The sequence below is a fragment of the Roseibium sp. MMSF_3247 genome, assembly GCF_030733765.1.
Lineage (GTDB): Bacteria > Pseudomonadota > Alphaproteobacteria > Rhizobiales > Stappiaceae > Roseibium.
Window position 1 is genome coordinate 35,516 of sequence record NZ_JASHII010000004.1, and the last position, 16,970, is coordinate 52,485.

Sequence of the window (16,970 nt, forward strand, 5' to 3'; positions counted from 1 at the left end):
CATTCTCCCTTGTGCTGACTTTGCCGGGTTCGGTGGGCATGCTAGGACCAAGCAAGACAAAGACATTGGGAGACCCAGATGAGAGACGTTCTGGTGGAGTTGGAGCAGCGGCGGGAAACGGCCAAGATGGGTGGCGGCCAGCGGCGCATCGATTCCCAGCACTCCAAAGGCAAGCTGACCGCTCGGGAGCGGATCGAAATCCTTTTGGACGAAGGTTCGTTTGAAGAGTTCGACATGTTCAAGCAGCACCGCTGCACCGATTTCGGCATGGACGAGCAGCACATTCCTGGCGACGGCGTGGTCACCGGCTGGGGCACGGTCAACGGCCGAACCATCTACGTGTTCTCCAAGGACTTCACAGTTTTCGGCGGGTCCCTGTCAGAAGCCCATGCCGAAAAGATGGTCAAACTGCAGGACATGGCTCTGCAGAACCGGGCACCGATCATTGGTCTTTTCGATGCGGGCGGTGCGCGGATCCAGGAAGGGGTTGCCGCGCTGGGCGGTTATGGCGAGGTGTTCACCCGCAATGTTCAGGCTTCGGGTGTCATTCCGCAGATTTCCCTGATCATGGGCCCCTGTGCGGGCGGTGACGTGTATTCGCCGGCAATGACCGACTTCATCTTTATGGTTCGCGACACCTCCTACATGTTTGTCACCGGACCGGATGTCGTGAAAACGGTGACCAATGAAACGGTTACCGCAGAAGAACTCGGCGGTGCGTCGGTGCACACAACCAAATCCTCAATCGCCGACGGTGCATTCGACAATGATGTTGAGGCGCTTTTGGAGATGCGGCGTCTTATCGACTTCCTGCCGATGAACAATCAGGCAGAGCTGCCCGAGGTCACAAACTACGATGACCCGGACCGGATCGACATGAGCCTCGACTCCTTTATCCCGGACAATCCAAACAAGCCTTACGACATGAAAGAGCTTGTGTTGAAGACTCTCGATGAGGGGGACTTCTACGAGATTCAGGAGAACTTTGCGGGCAACATCATCACCGGTTTCGGCCGCATGGAAGGGCGCACCGTCGGTGTGATTGCGAACCAGCCGATGGTTCTGGCCGGTGTTCTGGACTCAGATGCAAGCCGCAAGGCAGCCCGCTTTGTGCGGTTCTGCGATTGCTTCAATATTCCGATTGTCACCTTCGTCGATGTGCCGGGGTTCTTGCCAGGCACGTCTCAAGAGTACGGCGGTCTGATCAAGCACGGCGCGAAGCTACTGTTTGCCTATACCGAGGCGACAGTGCCAAAAGTTACGGTCATCACTCGTAAAGCGTACGGCGGGGCCTATGACGTCATGAGTTCCAAGCACATTCGCGGTGACATCAACTATGCCTGGCCGACGGCGGAAATCGCCGTGATGGGTGCAAAGGGCGCTGTTGAGATCCTCTACCGCTCTGAACTGGGGGATCCGGAAAAGATCCAGAAGCGCACGCAAGACTACGAGAACCGGTTTGCAAACCCGTTCGTCGCTGCGGAGCGTGGATACATCGATGATGTGATCCGTCCGCATTCGACCCGCCGCCGTGTCTCGAAAGCCTTGGCTTTGCTGCGCGCCAAAAAGGTCGAAACGCCTTGGAAAAAGCACGACAACATTCCGCTCTGATTGCGAAAGATGTTTAGCCTCAAACCCGCCGAGAAAAAAACTTGGCGGGTTTTGTTTTTTAGGCTGACTTTATTGCCGTCATCTCTTCAAAAGTTGACCGTGGCCGCGGTGTCTCAATCGATGAACAGCAGATCCGGGTCTTTACACTCAAAAGCAACATAACACTGCGGATTATCGCGCGTTGTGCCATACTGCGGTGCTAGGGCTTTATCACGTTCACAATATCTGAGGTTCGCGACGAACCTGGAATAAGTGTACTGGCCTGTCGTAAAGACCACCGCTCCGTTTCGAAGCACCATATTTTGTGCCTGGGCACAGGTCATCTGACGTAGATCCGGCCGAGCTTCTGCAACGTTCGCGGCTGACAGAAGCGAAAGAACAGCGGCGGGGATTAGTAGGGCATGCGGCTTCATACGAACCTCCAGCGTGTTTCAGGCACCGCACTTTGCAAGCCTGGTAAGCAGGAGTATAGCGCGATCAAGCCGCCGGACATGTGACCGACAACACGGATTGTCTTGCTTTACGGGATGAAGACCTATTGGTGGTTGGCCTGAAGGCCCGGGTCCGGTTCACAGACCGTTGGCGGGATCACTTCGCCAACGCCGCGGGTTGAAAAGCCCGCATACCGCCGATCCTCGTCAAACAGGACGGCAAAGCGCGCTGAGTTGCGAAGAAGCTGCCAGAAATACCGCATGTTGTCGGCGCAGGCAGGGCAGTCCGGGCGGATGTACCCGTCTCTGTCGGCAGTAAATTTGATCAAGCGGTGGTCGAGTTCGACCCGGATCAAGGTTCTCGGGACCGGAAGACGCCCTTTAATGTCAATGCTGATCAGTGGAAGCACAGCCTTCTTGCTATCAGGGCACCAAATTGAAAACCGCGAACCGAGCTTGTTCTTGGTCCAATAATGCTGATAGCCATTCACTTTTTCACTGTGCCAACTGCCCACGGTTCCCGAAACGCTCGGCGTGACGGAAAGACCGATAAACATTGCAATTAGAAACAGGCGAGTGAACATCTGGAGCCCCAATGTATGCACTGCTGAAAATACCGAGGGTTGTCTTAAATTTTAGCTAATTCCGCTGAGTAGAAACGCCTTGAAATGACACTTGCCGCTCTTGTCTGAGATGCTGCTCATGACGCTTGCTTTTTTTGCCAGTCAGTCGGGCAGACATTTGCCGGTAATATTTCTTTCGCACCTTTGAGCGAGAAACCGGCGTAGCTGTCGTCCTTGAACTTCACCGCAATGGCTGTTGCGGCGCGGAGCCGATGCCAGACATATTCGAACGTGTCGGCGCAGGTTGCGCATCCTGTGTCGATATATCCCTGTTCGTTGACCGGAATTTCCATGATTTCGTTGTCGATGATCAGCTTCATGCGTGTGTTTGGAGTGGGTGTTTTGCCGTCAATGACGACGTGCAACAAAGTGCCGTTGACTGGACGCTGTGGATGGCACCAAACGACGAAACTCGCGCCGATGTTGTTTGTGGTCCAATAGCGGGTGAAGCCGTCGACTTCTCCGGCATGCCACTTCTCGATCGTTTTTGCCTGAACAGAACTCGTCAGGGCAAAGCCGATGATCAGTGATGTTATTAGTTTTTTTGCCACGTCGTCTTCCTCCAAATACATGGTAGAATTTGCAATATATTTGTTAAGAAAAAGGAAAATCAGCGCCTTGCCGCAATAGACAGTGATCCAAATCTATCGATTGTTTTGCCTGAACGGCCGTAGAAAGATGGTTCTCACATCGTCTGACCACCCTTTGGATAAGTTGCACTGGAGGGGAGGACCGGCCTACAACTCAGAAAACAGATCCAGCTGGGTGGAATTGCATGTTCTCGAAAATACTGATCGCCAACCGGGGTGAGATTGCGTGCCGCGTTATCAAGACGGCACGGAAGATGGGAATCAAAACCGTTGCGGTCTATTCAGATGCCGATCGGAATGCACTGCACGTGGAGATGGCTGACGAGGCCGTTCACATCGGTCCTGCAGCGGCGGCTGAATCCTACCTGATTGCCGACAAGATCATTGCGGCTTGTAAGGAGACTGGTGCTGAAGCTGTGCATCCCGGCTATGGCTTCTTGTCTGAGCGGGCAAGCTTTCCGGAGGCGCTCGCAAAGGAAGATATCGTTTGGATCGGTCCGAACCCGCGCGCCATTGAAGCGATGGGCGACAAGATCGAATCCAAGAAGTTTGCCAACGAGGCGAAAGTCAGCACGGTTCCAGGATATCTCGGTGTCATTGAATCACCTGATCAAGCCGTCGAGATCGCAGAGGACATCGGCTACCCGGTGATGATCAAGGCTTCGGCCGGCGGTGGCGGCAAGGGGATGCGGATCGCCTGGAACGCCGAAGAAGTACGTGACGGCTACACCCGGTCCAAATCAGAAGCCGCGTCTTCCTTTGGCGATGACCGCGTCTTCATTGAAAAGTTCATCGAGAACCCGCGCCATATTGAAATTCAGGTTCTTGGCGACAAACACGGCAACGCGATTTATCTGGGCGAGCGAGAGTGTTCGATCCAGCGCCGGAACCAGAAGGTTATTGAAGAAGCGCCGTCGCCGTTGCTGGATGAAGACACCCGCCGGCTCATGGGCGAACAAGCGGTCGCCTTGGCAAAAGCCGTTGACTACGACAGCGCGGGCACCGTTGAGTTTGTGGCTGGCCAGGACAAGAGCTTCTTCTTCCTTGAAATGAACACCCGACTTCAGGTGGAGCACCCGGTTACCGAGTTGATCACCGGGGTCGATCTGGTCGAGCAGATGATCCGCGTTGCCTATGGCCAGAAGCTTGAAATCGCACAGGACGACGTGAAGCTGAACGGCTGGTCCGTGGAAAGCCGGATCTATGCCGAGGATCCTTACCGGAACTTCCTGCCCTCAATTGGCCGGCTCGTGCGCTACGTCCCGCCGGAGGAACTGGAAAGCGATGGACTGACCATCCGGAATGACACCGGTGTGGTCGAGGGGTCGGAGATCTCCATGTTCTACGACCCGATGATTTCCAAGCTGATCACCCATGCCCCGACCCGCGAAGAAGCGATTGACGCCATGAGCAAGGCACTGGACGGGTACTACGTTGACGGCATTCAGCACAACGTGCCGTTCCTCACCGCGTTGATGAACCATCCGCGTTGGCGGTCCGGTGAACTGGCGACCAGTTTCATTGCAGACGAATACCCGGACGGCTTTTTCCCAGCTGAGCCGGATGACGAAGCGCGGGGTGTTTTGGCGGCGGTGTCGTTGTCCATGGCGGCGATTGAGCGCGAACGTCTCGACCATCTTCCTGGCCGTTTGCGGCCGCACTCCGGTGCGATCCGCGAAGACTGGGTGGTCAAGCTCGACAAGACCTATGTTCCCATTCGTCTTGCCGCCGGTTATCCGGGAACGCCGATTGAGCTTGATGTCGCGATTGGCGACGGGCCAGTTGTCAATGTGGAATCGGATTGGGCGCCAGGCGCTGCACTTTGGAGCGGCCGCGTCGGGGACAAGGACATCACGGTTCAGGTCCGTCCGGTTCGTGGTGGCTACCGCCTCGATTGGCAGGGCTATTCCGTCACAGCCAAGATCATGACGCCACGTGTTGCCGAACTCGATGAGTTGATGCCGGAAAAACTCCCGCCGGACACATCGAAAATGCTGCTGTGCCCTATGCCGGGTCTGGTCGTATCCATCGCCGTCAGTGAAGGGCAAGAAGTCAAAGCGGGCGAACAGCTGGCCATCGTTGAAGCCATGAAGATGGAGAACGTCCTTCGTGCCGAGCGGGACTGTGTCGTGACTGCCATCAAGGCCGAGCCGGGCGACAGCCTCGCGGTCGACGCAGTGATCATGGAGTTCTCCTGATCCACCACGTGAATGTTGCTGAACACACAGAACCCGCCGCGAACACGGCGGGTTTTTTGTCCGTTGTGCGGCTTTACGCGCTCAGTTCCGAAGTAGCCTGTTTCGATCCAGATTTCTCATGCAGAAACTGGATGAAATGATCAGAGGGCATGGGGGTGGCAAAATAATACCCCTGCAAAAGGCGGCAGCCTTGTGCTGCAAGGATGTTGGCGTGTTCGAGGGTTTCGACACCCTCGGCAACAACTTCGACACCAAGAGCTGTGGCCATATCGACAACGCTTTTTACAAGTTTGCGGGAGCCTTCAGACACAATAATGGGAGCGATAAGGTTCCTGTCGATTTTCAGGCGCTTCGGTTCCATCTCAAGAAGACTTAGGATGGAGGCACGTCCGGACCCGAAGTCATCAATCTCTACTTCGAAACCTTGTTCAGCGAGTGCTTCAAGGTTGTATCGGGACATGTCATCAAGTGTGTCAAAGGTGACAGCTTCACTGATTTCGAAGATTAGTGACGCCGGATCCACATTTATGTTGCGAACCATGTGCAAGAACAGCGGTGATTTCAGCCGGTCTGCAGATATGTTGACGGATATTCGCGGTGCGACCAGACCGCTGGCTTCAATCTTGTGACGGATCTTTATGGCTTCTTCCAGCATGGCTTGGTCGATCTGGCTGATGAGGCCAAGGGTCTCAGCTGTGTCCAGAAATTCTGCCGGTGCAAGAAGACCTCTTGTTGGATGGCGCCATCTGACGAGCGCCTCGGCGCCAACGACGTCAAATGTTTGCGCATCAACAAGTGGTTGAAAAAAAGCTTCGAACTCTTTTTGCTCACATGCTCTGATCAGGTCATCGCCCAGGATCGTCTGCTCTTCGAATTTTTGCCGCATGGCCGGATGATAGACCTCGCATCTGTTCCGGCCATTGGATTTTGCCGTGAACATCGCAATGTCTGCGCTGGTCATCAGACGTTCGGAATTCAAATAGTTCTGAGGCGTAAAATCGTCGTTTATTGCGATGCCAATCGAAGCCGTTACGGAATGCTCAACTCCTTGATACTGGAACGACCGATCAAGCAATGAGACAAGGTATTGTCCCAAATCTGTGACATCCGATCGTCTCTTGTATGGCTTAAGAAGCAAAAACTCATCGCTGCTTACTCTTGCAAGCAGGTCTTGGTCGTCAAGCCGATCTTCAATGAGGTTTGCAACTTGCTTGAGAACGCCATCACCGACTACCGGACCATAACGGTCGTTGATCTGCTTAAAGCGGTCCAGATCGATATGGAACAGTGCGTAGCAGGCCTTTTTCCTAAGGCCAACGCTGAGTGTCTGTTTGATGTCTATGAAAAATTGAAACCTGTTCGCCAGACCGGTCAATGGATCGACCGACGCAAGATGGCGCGCTGTTTCTTGGGCATTCACACGCAAAGCCATTTCGCGCTTTAAGTCAACGAGCCGGCGGACCACGATGATCAGCAATATTGCAGGCAACGCCATAAACGCTGCAAACACGTCATCCAACTCGTAGTCTTCATGAGCGCGTGAGAATTTATAAAGCCATTCAAATAAATCGATGGATGAAAACAGAGTTGCAAGGGCGACAAACGCCAAAAGTGACGCGCTTGTTTCCCATAGAAATCTCGTTCTCATCGACGGTTTTTCGCTCATGACGATGTTCTGCTACTCGCCCCTTATTGTGAATACTGACAGTGGGAATTCTAAAGGTTTCAAAATTGTTTATTCTCGCAAAATTCATGTATAAATTCCATAATTTGTTTGTTTTGAGGGGCTAATAAGGGTTATTTTTATTAATGAATGCATTTTTTTCTATTTATTTCTGAATTTCTATTTACGATGAATTAATTTATTGGCGAGTGATGTTCTAAATATTTTGTGGTTTCACGCGCCGCCACTTTCATTGCCATGATTTCTAGAATTCGTTTGACAAAGCCTGCTGGAGCTGCGGGAACAACTTGAGATAGGGCTTGAGGTGGCGGTTGATGGAAACGTCTCAGATTTTGTTTTCAGTCATACTGAATTATCCGGCCCGCAGCCGTTGCGCCGATCGGTTGAGGCGGGTAAATACGGATTTCAGGAACAGTTCTCGGGGCGGGGTGAAAGTCCCCACCGGCGGTATCAGGGAAACCTGGAGCCCGCGAGCGCCTTGGCAATTCGTGTATGCCAAGGGTCAGCAGATCCGGTGAGATGCCGGAGCCGACGGTTACAGTCCGGATGATAGAGAGCTTGGCTGGGCCGCTTTTCTCAAGCGGTGCAGCTTTTTGGTCTTATTGAGACTGTTCTGGATGAAAACTGGAACGGACTTGAAGACGATGGACACCAAATCCTCCTCACTTCAGGCGCAGCCGGTGCTGGCAGCGCTTGCCATGGTCGGCGCAGGCGCCTCATTTGCGCTCGTAAATGGCGCCCTGCAGGCATCGACAATGCAGCTCGGTGTGCCGTCAACGTCGGCAGCTTTCTGGCAATATGCGCTTGGACTTGGCTTTGCGCTTCCCTGGGTGCTCAGGCGCGGGCGCACCGCCTTGAAAACACAGCAACTCGGGTTGCATCTCCTGCGGGCTTTCCTGGCCGTCATTGGCATTCAGCTGTGGGTTGCCGGTCTGGCGCGCGTGGAAATCTGGCAGGCGATTGCCCTTGTGATGACCTCGCCGTTTTTCGTCATTCTTGGCGCCCGGATCTTTCTGGGGGAACAGGTTGGCTGGGTGCGATGGCTCGCGACCATTGCCGGCTTTTCAGGTGGGATGGTGATCCTCGAGCCCTGGTCACAGGCGTTCAACTGGGGCGCTTTGCTCCCTGTCGCTGCTGCTGCGTTTTGGGCAGGAACGTCGCTTGTGACAAAAAAGCTGACACAGCGGGAGGAGGCCGATTCCATCACGCTTTATCTGTTGCTCCTGCTGACGCCCGTGAATGCCGTGCTGGCCTTCGCCGATGGTGGTCTCGTCGTGAGCGGTTCGGCGCTTGTCTTGCTCGTTGGGGCCGGCCTCTTGACCGTTCTTGCGAACTATCTTTTGACGCTGGCCTATCAAAAGGCGGACGCGACCTTTGTTCAGCCGTTCGATCATCTCAAGCTGCCGCTCAACATTGCTGTTGGCTTCATTGCCTTCGGCTTTGCGCCAACGGGTGCGTTTTGGTCGGGTGCTCTCGTCATTGTGGGGGCATCGCTCCTGGTGATGCTCGATGAGCAGAGGCGGGGAAATGCCGCGCCAAAGACCGCGTGAGCCCTCAGAGACAGCCCATATCAGTCGATCGGCTTGAAGATCGTATCGATGGCTTCGAACATGATGTTGTAGTTTCTGATCTCATGGTCCGAGAAATCGCTATGTGGAACTGCCTTCTTGGCTTCATTGATGAGGTCGGTTTTGATCTGATCCAGATCCAGTCCAATCGCTTCTGCATGCGTGCTGAGTTCCACATGCAGCCTCTTTGCAATCCCCGCATAAGCAACAATGGCCGTGATCGCTTCAGAGGGATCTTTGGGCACGCGGATGTTGAGTGTTTTCTGTGTGGTCACGCCGAAGAGATCCTCTTTCAAAAAATGCGGGCTGGGTTGGATGTAGGTCATTTATCGTCGTGCACAAAGGCGTACGGATAGGTTGGTGCAAGATATCATCCTCATGCTGCAAGGATTGCTGCATGAAGCCCCATTGCAGGTATGAAACGATCCGCAATACTCTAAGCTTTGAGCCAAGGTAACGCTTTTGGAACAAGGAAGTGCCGATGACCCAGGATCCTTTGACCGTCCATCTCCTGATCGAGGGCAGGGTGCAAGGCGTCGGATACCGGGCCTGGTGCGCCGAGGAGGCAGTCGCGCGGGACCTCGCCGGCTGGGCGCGAAACCTCAAGAATGGTGCCGTTGAGGCCGTTATATCCGGTCCCTCCGACACAGTAGTTGACATGATGGACGCCCTTTGGCGCGGCCCTGCGCTCGCCCGGGTCACGTCTGTATCTGATCTCGAGCCGGTCGAACCTGCTACCGGACGTTTCACAGTCCGCGAAACGGTTTAGCATGTGGAAGAAGTGTCCAATCTCTTTACGTGTGTATCAATTTCAAAATAATGCATTGAACTGTCATTGAATTATCGCAATCATCTGATCTCACATGTGAAACAATCATGGCGGTGGAACAGGTCCATCGGAACGAATGCAGGAGTGGTCAGGTGAAGATTGCAATTCTTGGTGGCGATGGGTTTGTTGGTTGGCCGACGTCCCTGCATTTGTCCGACAAGGGCCACGAAGTCCACATCATCGACAACCTGAGCCGCCGCTGGATCGATGCCGAACTGGGTGTTCAATCACTGACGCCGATGGATTCCATCCAGGAGCGCACCCGGATCTGGAAACAGGAAACCGGCAACACGATCCGCTTCCATCTGATCGACATTGCGGAGAACTACGAGGTCTTCAAGGCTTGGCTCGCCGAAGAGCGCCCCGATGCGATCATTCATTTTGCCGAACAGCGCGCTGCGCCTTATTCGATGAAATCGGACCAGCACAAAAACTACACGGTCACTAACAACGTCAATGCGACGCACCACCTGCTCAATGCCATGGTGGAGCTCGATCTTGACGCCCATCTCATTCACCTCGGCACCATGGGCGTTTACGGGTATTCCAATGTTGGTGCGGCGATTCCGGAGGGTTACCTGAGCGTTGACGTAGAGACCTTGTCTGGCGCAACAGCCAGCCAGGAAATTCTGTATCCGGCCAATCCCGGTTCGATCTATCACATGACCAAGTGTCTCGATCAGCTCCTGTTCCAGTTCTACGCCAAGAACGATGGCTTGAGGGTCACGGACCTGCATCAGGGCATTGTCTGGGGAACGCACACAGAGCAGACCCGCAAGCACAAGCAGCTGATCAACCGGTTCGACTATGATGGCGACTATGGCACCGTCCTCAACCGGTTCCTGATCCAGGCGGCGATCGACTATCCGCTGACGGTTCATGGCACCGGTGGCCAGACGAGGGCCTTCATTCACATTCAGGATTCGGTTCGCTGCATCGAGCTTGCCCTGAACAACCCGCCGGACCGCGGTGATCGGGTGATGGTGTTCAACCAAATGACCGAAACCCACCGCGTGCGCGATCTGGCCGAGCTCATTTCCAAGCTGACCGGCGCAAAAATCGCCTACCTTCCGAACCCGCGCAAGGAAGCGCCGGAAAACGATCTGGTGGTCAAAAATGACCAATTTCTTGAGCTGGGCCTCAACCCGATCAAGCTGGAAGACGGCTTACTGAGTGAAGTCGTCGATGTCGCCAAGGCGTTCTCATACCGGATCGACCGCAGCCGGGTTCCGGCTGTCTCTGCCTGGACGAAGGAGATTGCGGTGGACATCGAACGCGATCCGGAGCATCCGCGTCTAAAATCTGTTTCTTGAAGTCCCAATGGCAAGCGATCATCCGGTCTTTGAGACAGCGGCTAATAGTCGACACGCCTATGTGACGCTGGTGACCAACGCTGATTACGTGCTCGGTGCAATTGCGCTGCTGCGTTCTTTGCGGCTCAGCGGCACGAAGGCAGATGTCGTGGTGCTCTATACGCCGGGTGTCGATCCGGGCGATCTGGAAGCGCTCCGCGAATTCTCCCCAAGGCTTGGCCGCTGTGACCGCCTGCCGACATCAGACGCGTTTAATGAGAGGCACGAGCGGGGACGGCTGCACAAGGCGGCGCCGTTCACTAAGGGCGGCAAGCCAGTGTTTCATACCCCGCTCGACAACTTTGTCAAACTGCGCCTGTGGCAGTTGGAGGATTACGACAGCGTGGTCTTCATTGATGCTGATGCACTCGTCTTGAAAAACTGCGACAAGCTGTTTGGCTATCCGGAGTTTTGTGCCGCCCCGAATGTCTATGAGGCGCTGGGCGATTTTCACCGGATGAACAGCGGTGTCTTCACAGCCCGCCCGAATGCGTCAACCTATGCGGATATGCTCAAGCAGCTGGATGCCCCGGAGGCGTTTTGGCGGCGCACGGACCAGACCTTCCTGGAAAGCTATTTTCCCGACTGGCACGGTCTGCCGGTGTTCTGCAACATGCTGCAATATGTTTGGTTCAATCTGCCGGATCTCTGGGATTGGGATCAGATCCACATTCTGCACTACCAGTATGAAAAGCCGTGGCAAACGGACCACGCTCGGTCAGATCTCTTGCGCCCCCTGATTGATCTGTGGCAGGCCTTCTATGAGGGACGGGATATCGGTGAAACACTCGCCAATCTGCCGTCACCGCCCGCACAGAATTAGAAAAGTCGATCAATGCATATTCTTATCACCGGAGCGACGGGGCAACTCGGCCGGTTTATTGCCAGCCGTTTGCGCCAGGATGGCCACCAGCTCACGTGCCTCGGACGCACGCCGTCCGACAATCTGGCAGACAGATATGTCAAATGGGGGCTGGATGATCGGGCGTTTGAACTCCCCGCAGCCGATGCGCTGATCCACTGTGCCTTGTCCCATGTGCCGGGAAAGTACCGGGATGGGGAGGGGGATGACCCCCATGGGTTCATTGACCGGAACGTCGAAGGAACGCAGGCGTTGTTCCAGGCAGCAAAGGCTGCTGGTGTCGCTCAGTGTGTGTTCCTCTCCAGCCGCGCGGTCTATGCCGGTGCGGGCGAATGGGGCGTTTTGACGGAAGAGGCGCCTGTCGACCCGGACAGCTTTTACGGCAAGGTCAAATATGCCGGTGAGCTGGCTCTTGAGGTGCTGAGCGATGCCAGCTTCAAGGGCACTGTCATCAGGGCCACCGGCGTTTATGGATGCCCTCCGGGCCTGGAAACACACAAATGGACCAAGGTGCTGGATGACTTCGCCAAGGGCGATGCCGTGATCCCTCGGGTCGGCACGGAAGTTCACGGCGAAGATCTGGCAGATGCGGTTGCGCTGCTTTTGGAAACGCGCGGCGACAGCGAGGCCGTCTTTGATGTGTTCAATGCGTCAGACATGCTGCTCGATCTTCAGGACCTTTTGAAGATCTACAAGGAAACATTCAGCCTTGAGTGGCACCTGCCGATCCGCGCGCCGGGACCCGTGGGCGTGATGGATGTCGCAAAATTGGTGAGACTCGGCTGGTCTCCCGGCGGCAAGGCTAAACTGGAAAGTTTTGTCCAGTCATTGCCTGCGCCCGCCCAAACTGAAGCAACAGCGGGTTAAATCTGAAATCCGTTTGGACTACTCCGCAGGCGGGGTTTCGGCTCCTGCCGTGGGGCCGCGTTTGCCGAGTTCCGTGTTCAGCCGCCGCTCGATCGCGGAACGTGGTTCGGTGAAACGTGCGAGCAAGCTGTAGAGCACAGGCGTCAGGAACAGCGTCAGGATACCGGACAGGAGTAACCCGCCGACAATCACGGTTCCAATTGCAATGCGGCTCTCGGCACCTGCACCGCTCGCCAGCACCAGCGGCATTGCCCCCAATACGGTGGAGACGACTGTCATGACGATTGGCCGGAGGCGCAGGACCGTTGAATCAATAACGGCTTGCGTGACGTCCTTGCCTTCGTCCCTAAGCTGATTTGCGAATTCGACGATCAGAATGCCGTTTTTCGCCATTAGCCCGACAAGCAATATGATGCCGATCTGGCTGTAAATGTTGAGCGACAAGCCGGCCGCTGCCAGCGAAAAGACGGCGCCCGCAACGCCAAGCGGCACGGTCAGCATGATCACGAACGGGTGGACAAAGCTCTCGAATTGGGCGGCGAGGACCAGAAATACAATTAGGAGCGCCAGCGCAAAGGTGAAACCAGCACCGCTCGATGTTTCGCGGAACTGTTGCGACTGACCGGCAAGGCTGATCCTGGCCTCTGCGGGCAGGATCTCGGCTGCAGCACCCTCCATGTATTCGATGGCATCGCCAAGCGAATACCCTTCCGCAATGGAGCCTTCGATCGTGATGGACGGCAAACGGTCGTAGCGGCGCAGTTCTGCAGCCGCAGCGTTGACATCGAGCGACACAAGAGCGCTGAGCGGGACGAGCGTGTCGCCGTCATCTGCGCGCAGGAAGATAAACTCGATATCCGTTGGAGAGGCCCGATCATTGGCCGCAGCTTGAACGAGGACCGGATACTCTCGGCCGCGTTCCAGATAGGTGGTTACTTCGCGAGAGGCCAGCAGCGTTTGCAGTGTCGTTGCAATCGTCTCTACGGAAATTCCAAGGTCATCAGCGCGTTCACGGTCGACGGAAATGTCGAGCTGCGGCTGGTTTTCCTCGTAGTCCATTTCCAGATTGCGGAGGTTCGGGTTTTCCTGACCGCGCTCCAGGAGCTGCGCGGCCCACACCTTCACGCTTTCAAAGTCAGGACCACTGACAACGATGCGCAGCGGTGTCCGGCTGCCGCGCAAGCCAAGGCCGGCCGGGGTAATAGGAAAGCCGCGAGCCGCAGTAATCTGGCCCATGCTCGGGATCATGGCCCGAACGACATCGCGGTGGGTTTTTTCCCGGTCTTCCCAGTCAGCGAGGCGCAGGACAACAAAGGCCCGGTTCTGGCGGCCCCAGGTGCCGGTGTAGGTGAAGACCGTTTCGATATCGCCGGAAGCAACGAGTGGCTCAGCAATGCCTTCGACCTGGCGGGAGGCCTGATCGGTGAATCCCACCGTGCTGCCTTGTGGGGCCGACAGGGGCACAAAAACAATTCCGCGATCCTCACTCGGGGTCAGTTCGCGCGGCAGCTGTTCATAGACGACAAAGCCGAGTGCGGCGATGCTGCCTGCAATCGCCAGGATGACGAGCGGCATTCGGACCGCAAGCGTGACCACTTTCCGAAACCACCGAAGGATCAGAGTCTCGGCGGGCGTATCTTCATTGGATCCGGCCTGAGGTGTTTTGGATCTGGTCAGAATACGGGATGCCAGCGCGGGGCAAGCGGTCAGCGCAACAAAGGTCGATATAACCACCGCGCTCGCCATGACGAACCCGAACTCGACAAAGAGCCGACCGACCTGGCCTTGCAGGAAGGAGAGGGGGACGAACACGGCAATCAGTGTCATGGATGTTGCAAGGACGGCAAATGTAACCTGGCGGGTGCCTAGGAAGCTTGCCATCAATGGGCTCTCGCCGAGGTCGATACGCCGCTGGATATTTTCCAGAACGACAATCGCGTCATCAACCACCAAGCCGATGGCAAGAAGGAGGGCGAGAAGGGTCAGAACGTTGACCGAGAACCCGAGTGCGGAGATCGCCGCAAAGGTTCCGATCAAAGCGATCGGGATCGTGATTGCCGGTATCAATGTTGCGCGCAGGGATCGCAGGAACAACAGGATGACCAGGACAACAAGCCCGAGTGACACGCCCAGAGCAATCACCACTTCCCGGATTGAAGCTCCCACGAAAATGGCATCGTCCGAGCCGACTTCGATCTGCATGTCGGCCGGCAGGTTTGGCTGAAGCGCATCGATTTCTTCACGGACGGCTTCTGAAATGGCAAGCGTGTTTGATTGGCTTTGCCGGATGACCGCCAATCCGACAGCGGTCTTGCCGTTGTTCCGGACAATCGTGTCGTCCTGCGCGACGCCGGCAACAACCGTCGCAACATCCCGAAGCCGAATCGGATAACCTCCGACCCGCTCAATCACGACATTTGAAAATGCATCAACGGTCGGCAGCCGGCTGTTGAGGCGCACCGACAATTGGCGTGCATCCGACTCCAGTTCGCCGGCCGGCAATTCGAGGTTGGCGCGCTGGAGCGCACGTTCAATGTCGACAACCGTGAGATTTCGGGCGGCCATGGCGCGGCGGTCCAGCCAGACCCGCACGGCTTTTGGCCTGCCGCCATAGGTGTCAATCGATGCAACGCCCGGGACGGTCGCCAACCTGTCGATCACATATCGGTCGACATAGTCGGTGATCTCAGCGGCACTCAACCTGTCGGAGGTGACGGCAAGGCGCATGACGGGGTCAGAATCCGCGTCGTTCTTGACCACCTGCGGTTCGTCCGCATCGGCCGGAAGATCTGCCCGGACACGGGAAACAGCATCGCGCACATCGTTTGCCGCCGCATCAATGTCGTTGCCGACTTCAAACTCCACGACAACCCGGCTGCGGCCACGGCGGCTGCTCGAGCTGATCGTCTTGACCCCGGCCACACCAGCCACGGAGCCCTCAATGATCTCCGTAAGGTCCGTGTCGATGACTTCCGGAGCCGCACCGCGATAAGTTGTCGTGACTGTGACGACCGCCGTGTCGATGTCCGGAAGTTCGCGGACCGGGATCGAGGTCAGGACACCAATCCCGAACACGATGATCAGAAGACTGGCAACGGCGGCCAAAACCGGGCGGCGGATGGCAAGATCGGACAACATGGACCGTCAGCTCCGTTGACGCGGTTGCGCCTTCGCAGCCGTTTCCGGCGTTCCGGAGGCATCATCCTGGGCTTCGGGCTGCCCTTCGATCACCTCGATCTTGCTGCCATCGCGCAGCGATTGAATCCCGCGGTAAATAACGCTTTCGCCGGTTTCCACACCCTCTGAGATTTGAACCAAGCCGCTGCGGCGCAGGCCGGTCGTGACATTGCGCCGGTCAGCCGTGTCCCCATCTGCGACAAACAGGAAGATGGTCCCGCCTTCGACCTGGAGCGCTTCTTCTGGTACGACAATCGCTTGGCGGATGCTCAATTCGATCTCGAGCCGCATGAACATTCCGACCGGCAAGACCCGATCCGGGTTGGGCAGGCGGGCCCGGACGCGGAAGGACCGAGAGGCTTGATCGACACGGCTGTCGATCGCAGCAACGTTTCCGGTAAACGAGCGGCCAGGAAATGCTGCGCTGGTGGCGGTGACCGGCTGGCCTTGCACGATTTGACCGTAGACTGTTTCCGGTAAGCGGAATTCGATTTCGACCTCGGCCAGATCATCCAGATGAGTGAGTACTGTGGAGGTTTCCACCCGGGCTCCAAGATCAATCGAACTGATGCCCAAAACCCCAGTGAATGGTGCCCGGATGGTGCGGTCCGCCAAGCGGCGCTGTGCCCGGTCGAGCTCAGCATTGGCGATGGCAAGTTCGGAGCGCAATTGTTCCAGGTTTGCCTGACTGATGGTGTTGGTTTGGCGCAGCGCTTCTGCGCGTTCCATGGCGAGGCGGCGTTCATTCACACGCGCCTTGGCTTCTGCCAGCGTTGCCCGTTCAATCTCATCATCCAGCCGCGCAAGAACGGTGCCCGCCATGACTTCTTGGCCGGACTTGATGTCGATCTCGACAATGCGTCCCTCTGCCAGCGGCACGATATCGACAGCCCGCAAGGCGCGTGTCGTACCGACCGCTTCGGCAAAGACGGGGAGTTCTGTTTCCTTGGCAGGAACCGCCTCAACCTTGACCGTTCTGGCACCACGTTGGCTGCGTTCACCAGAGCCCTCGGCCGCGATCGTCATGTGGGTTTCGTAGTACCAGTAACCGCCGCCGGCGAGCCCAGCCAGTACACACAGCACCAACAGTTGCTTGAAAAATCCCATTATCCAATGCCTTCGTCGGAATGGTCCAGCGTGACACCGGGTCAGCATTGGTCCTTGCAACTTATAGATAT

The 16,970-nt window shown here is 56.2% G+C and carries 14 protein-coding genes and 1 riboswitch; of the genes, 7 read left to right on the top strand and 7 right to left on the bottom strand.

Going from position 1 to position 16,970, the window contains the following annotated elements; genetic code table 11:
* Positions 1-78: 78 nt before the first annotated feature.
* On the top strand, positions 79-1,611 hold the full coding sequence (locus RBB44_RS14050) for an acyl-CoA carboxylase subunit beta (protein ID WP_306148360.1): 1,533 nt from the start codon (positions 79-81) through the stop codon (positions 1,609-1,611).
* 113 nt (positions 1,612-1,724) lie between these two features.
* Here the strand turns inward: RBB44_RS14050 and RBB44_RS14055 are convergent, their stop codons facing one another.
* The 3 genes from RBB44_RS14055 to RBB44_RS14065 all read right to left on the bottom strand — a co-directional run bounded on the left by RBB44_RS14055 (position 1,725) and on the right by RBB44_RS14065 (position 3,216).
* A complete protein-coding gene (locus RBB44_RS14055; RefSeq protein ID WP_306148361.1) occupies positions 1,725-2,024 on the bottom strand; it encodes a hypothetical protein in 300 nt (99 codons plus the stop codon).
* A gap of 122 nt (positions 2,025-2,146) precedes the next feature.
* The gene (locus RBB44_RS14060) at positions 2,147-2,626 is read right to left on the bottom strand and encodes a hypothetical protein (protein ID WP_306148362.1); all 480 of its coding nucleotides are present in this window, start codon (positions 2,624-2,626) and stop codon (positions 2,147-2,149) included.
* A 116-nt stretch (positions 2,627-2,742) separates the two neighbouring features.
* On the bottom strand, positions 2,743-3,216 hold the full coding sequence (locus RBB44_RS14065; RefSeq protein WP_209002162.1) for a hypothetical protein: 474 nt from the start codon (positions 3,214-3,216) through the stop codon (positions 2,743-2,745).
* Between the two features lie 224 nt (positions 3,217-3,440).
* Between RBB44_RS14065 and RBB44_RS14070 the strand changes: the two genes are divergently transcribed.
* Complete coding sequence (locus RBB44_RS14070) at positions 3,441-5,453, top strand: acetyl/propionyl/methylcrotonyl-CoA carboxylase subunit alpha (RefSeq protein WP_306148363.1); 2,013 nt, start codon at positions 3,441-3,443, stop codon at positions 5,451-5,453.
* Between the two features lie 73 nt (positions 5,454-5,526).
* Here the strand turns inward: RBB44_RS14070 and RBB44_RS14075 are convergent, their stop codons facing one another.
* Positions 5,527-7,119 (bottom strand): bifunctional diguanylate cyclase/phosphodiesterase, encoded by a 1,593-nt coding sequence (locus tag RBB44_RS14075; RefSeq protein WP_306148364.1) that lies wholly within the window; start codon positions 7,117-7,119, stop codon positions 5,527-5,529.
* 428 nt (positions 7,120-7,547) lie between these two features.
* Positions 7,548-7,699: riboswitch (FMN riboswitch) on the top strand.
* Between the two features lie 55 nt (positions 7,700-7,754).
* Between RBB44_RS14075 and RBB44_RS14080 the strand changes: the two genes are divergently transcribed.
* Positions 7,755-8,687 carry a DMT family transporter gene (locus RBB44_RS14080; RefSeq protein ID WP_306148365.1) on the top strand — a complete coding sequence of 311 codons (933 nt, stop codon included), beginning with the start codon at positions 7,755-7,757 and terminating at the stop codon, positions 8,685-8,687.
* Positions 8,688-8,707: 20 nt separating this feature from the next.
* On the opposite strand, the gene RBB44_RS14085 is transcribed toward RBB44_RS14080, so the two are convergent.
* Positions 8,708-9,031 carry a hypothetical protein gene (locus tag RBB44_RS14085; RefSeq protein ID WP_306148366.1) on the bottom strand — a complete coding sequence of 108 codons (324 nt, stop codon included), beginning with the start codon at positions 9,029-9,031 and terminating at the stop codon, positions 8,708-8,710.
* Between the two features lie 155 nt (positions 9,032-9,186).
* Between RBB44_RS14085 and RBB44_RS14090 the strand changes: the two genes are divergently transcribed.
* The 4 genes from RBB44_RS14090 to RBB44_RS14105 all read left to right on the top strand — a co-directional run bounded on the left by RBB44_RS14090 (position 9,187) and on the right by RBB44_RS14105 (position 12,615).
* Entirely contained in the window at positions 9,187-9,474 is a 288-nt protein-coding gene (locus RBB44_RS14090) for an acylphosphatase (RefSeq protein WP_306148367.1), read from the top strand.
* Between the two features lie 152 nt (positions 9,475-9,626).
* Positions 9,627-10,847, top strand: a complete 1,221-nt coding sequence (locus RBB44_RS14095) for an NAD-dependent epimerase/dehydratase family protein (protein ID WP_306148368.1) — start codon at positions 9,627-9,629, stop codon at positions 10,845-10,847.
* 7 nt (positions 10,848-10,854) lie between these two features.
* The gene (locus RBB44_RS14100) at positions 10,855-11,709 is read left to right on the top strand and encodes a glycosyltransferase (RefSeq protein WP_306148369.1); all 855 of its coding nucleotides are present in this window, start codon (positions 10,855-10,857) and stop codon (positions 11,707-11,709) included.
* Between the two features lie 12 nt (positions 11,710-11,721).
* Positions 11,722-12,615 carry an NAD(P)-dependent oxidoreductase gene (locus RBB44_RS14105; protein WP_306148370.1) on the top strand — a complete coding sequence of 298 codons (894 nt, stop codon included), beginning with the start codon at positions 11,722-11,724 and terminating at the stop codon, positions 12,613-12,615.
* Between the two features lie 18 nt (positions 12,616-12,633).
* On the opposite strand, the gene RBB44_RS14110 is transcribed toward RBB44_RS14105, so the two are convergent.
* On the bottom strand, positions 12,634-15,753 hold the full coding sequence (locus RBB44_RS14110; protein WP_306148371.1) for an efflux RND transporter permease subunit: 3,120 nt from the start codon (positions 15,751-15,753) through the stop codon (positions 12,634-12,636).
* 6 nt (positions 15,754-15,759) lie between these two features.
* On the bottom strand, positions 15,760-16,899 hold the full coding sequence (locus RBB44_RS14115) for an efflux RND transporter periplasmic adaptor subunit (RefSeq protein ID WP_306148372.1): 1,140 nt from the start codon (positions 16,897-16,899) through the stop codon (positions 15,760-15,762).
* Between the last annotated feature and the right edge of the window lie 71 nt (positions 16,900-16,970).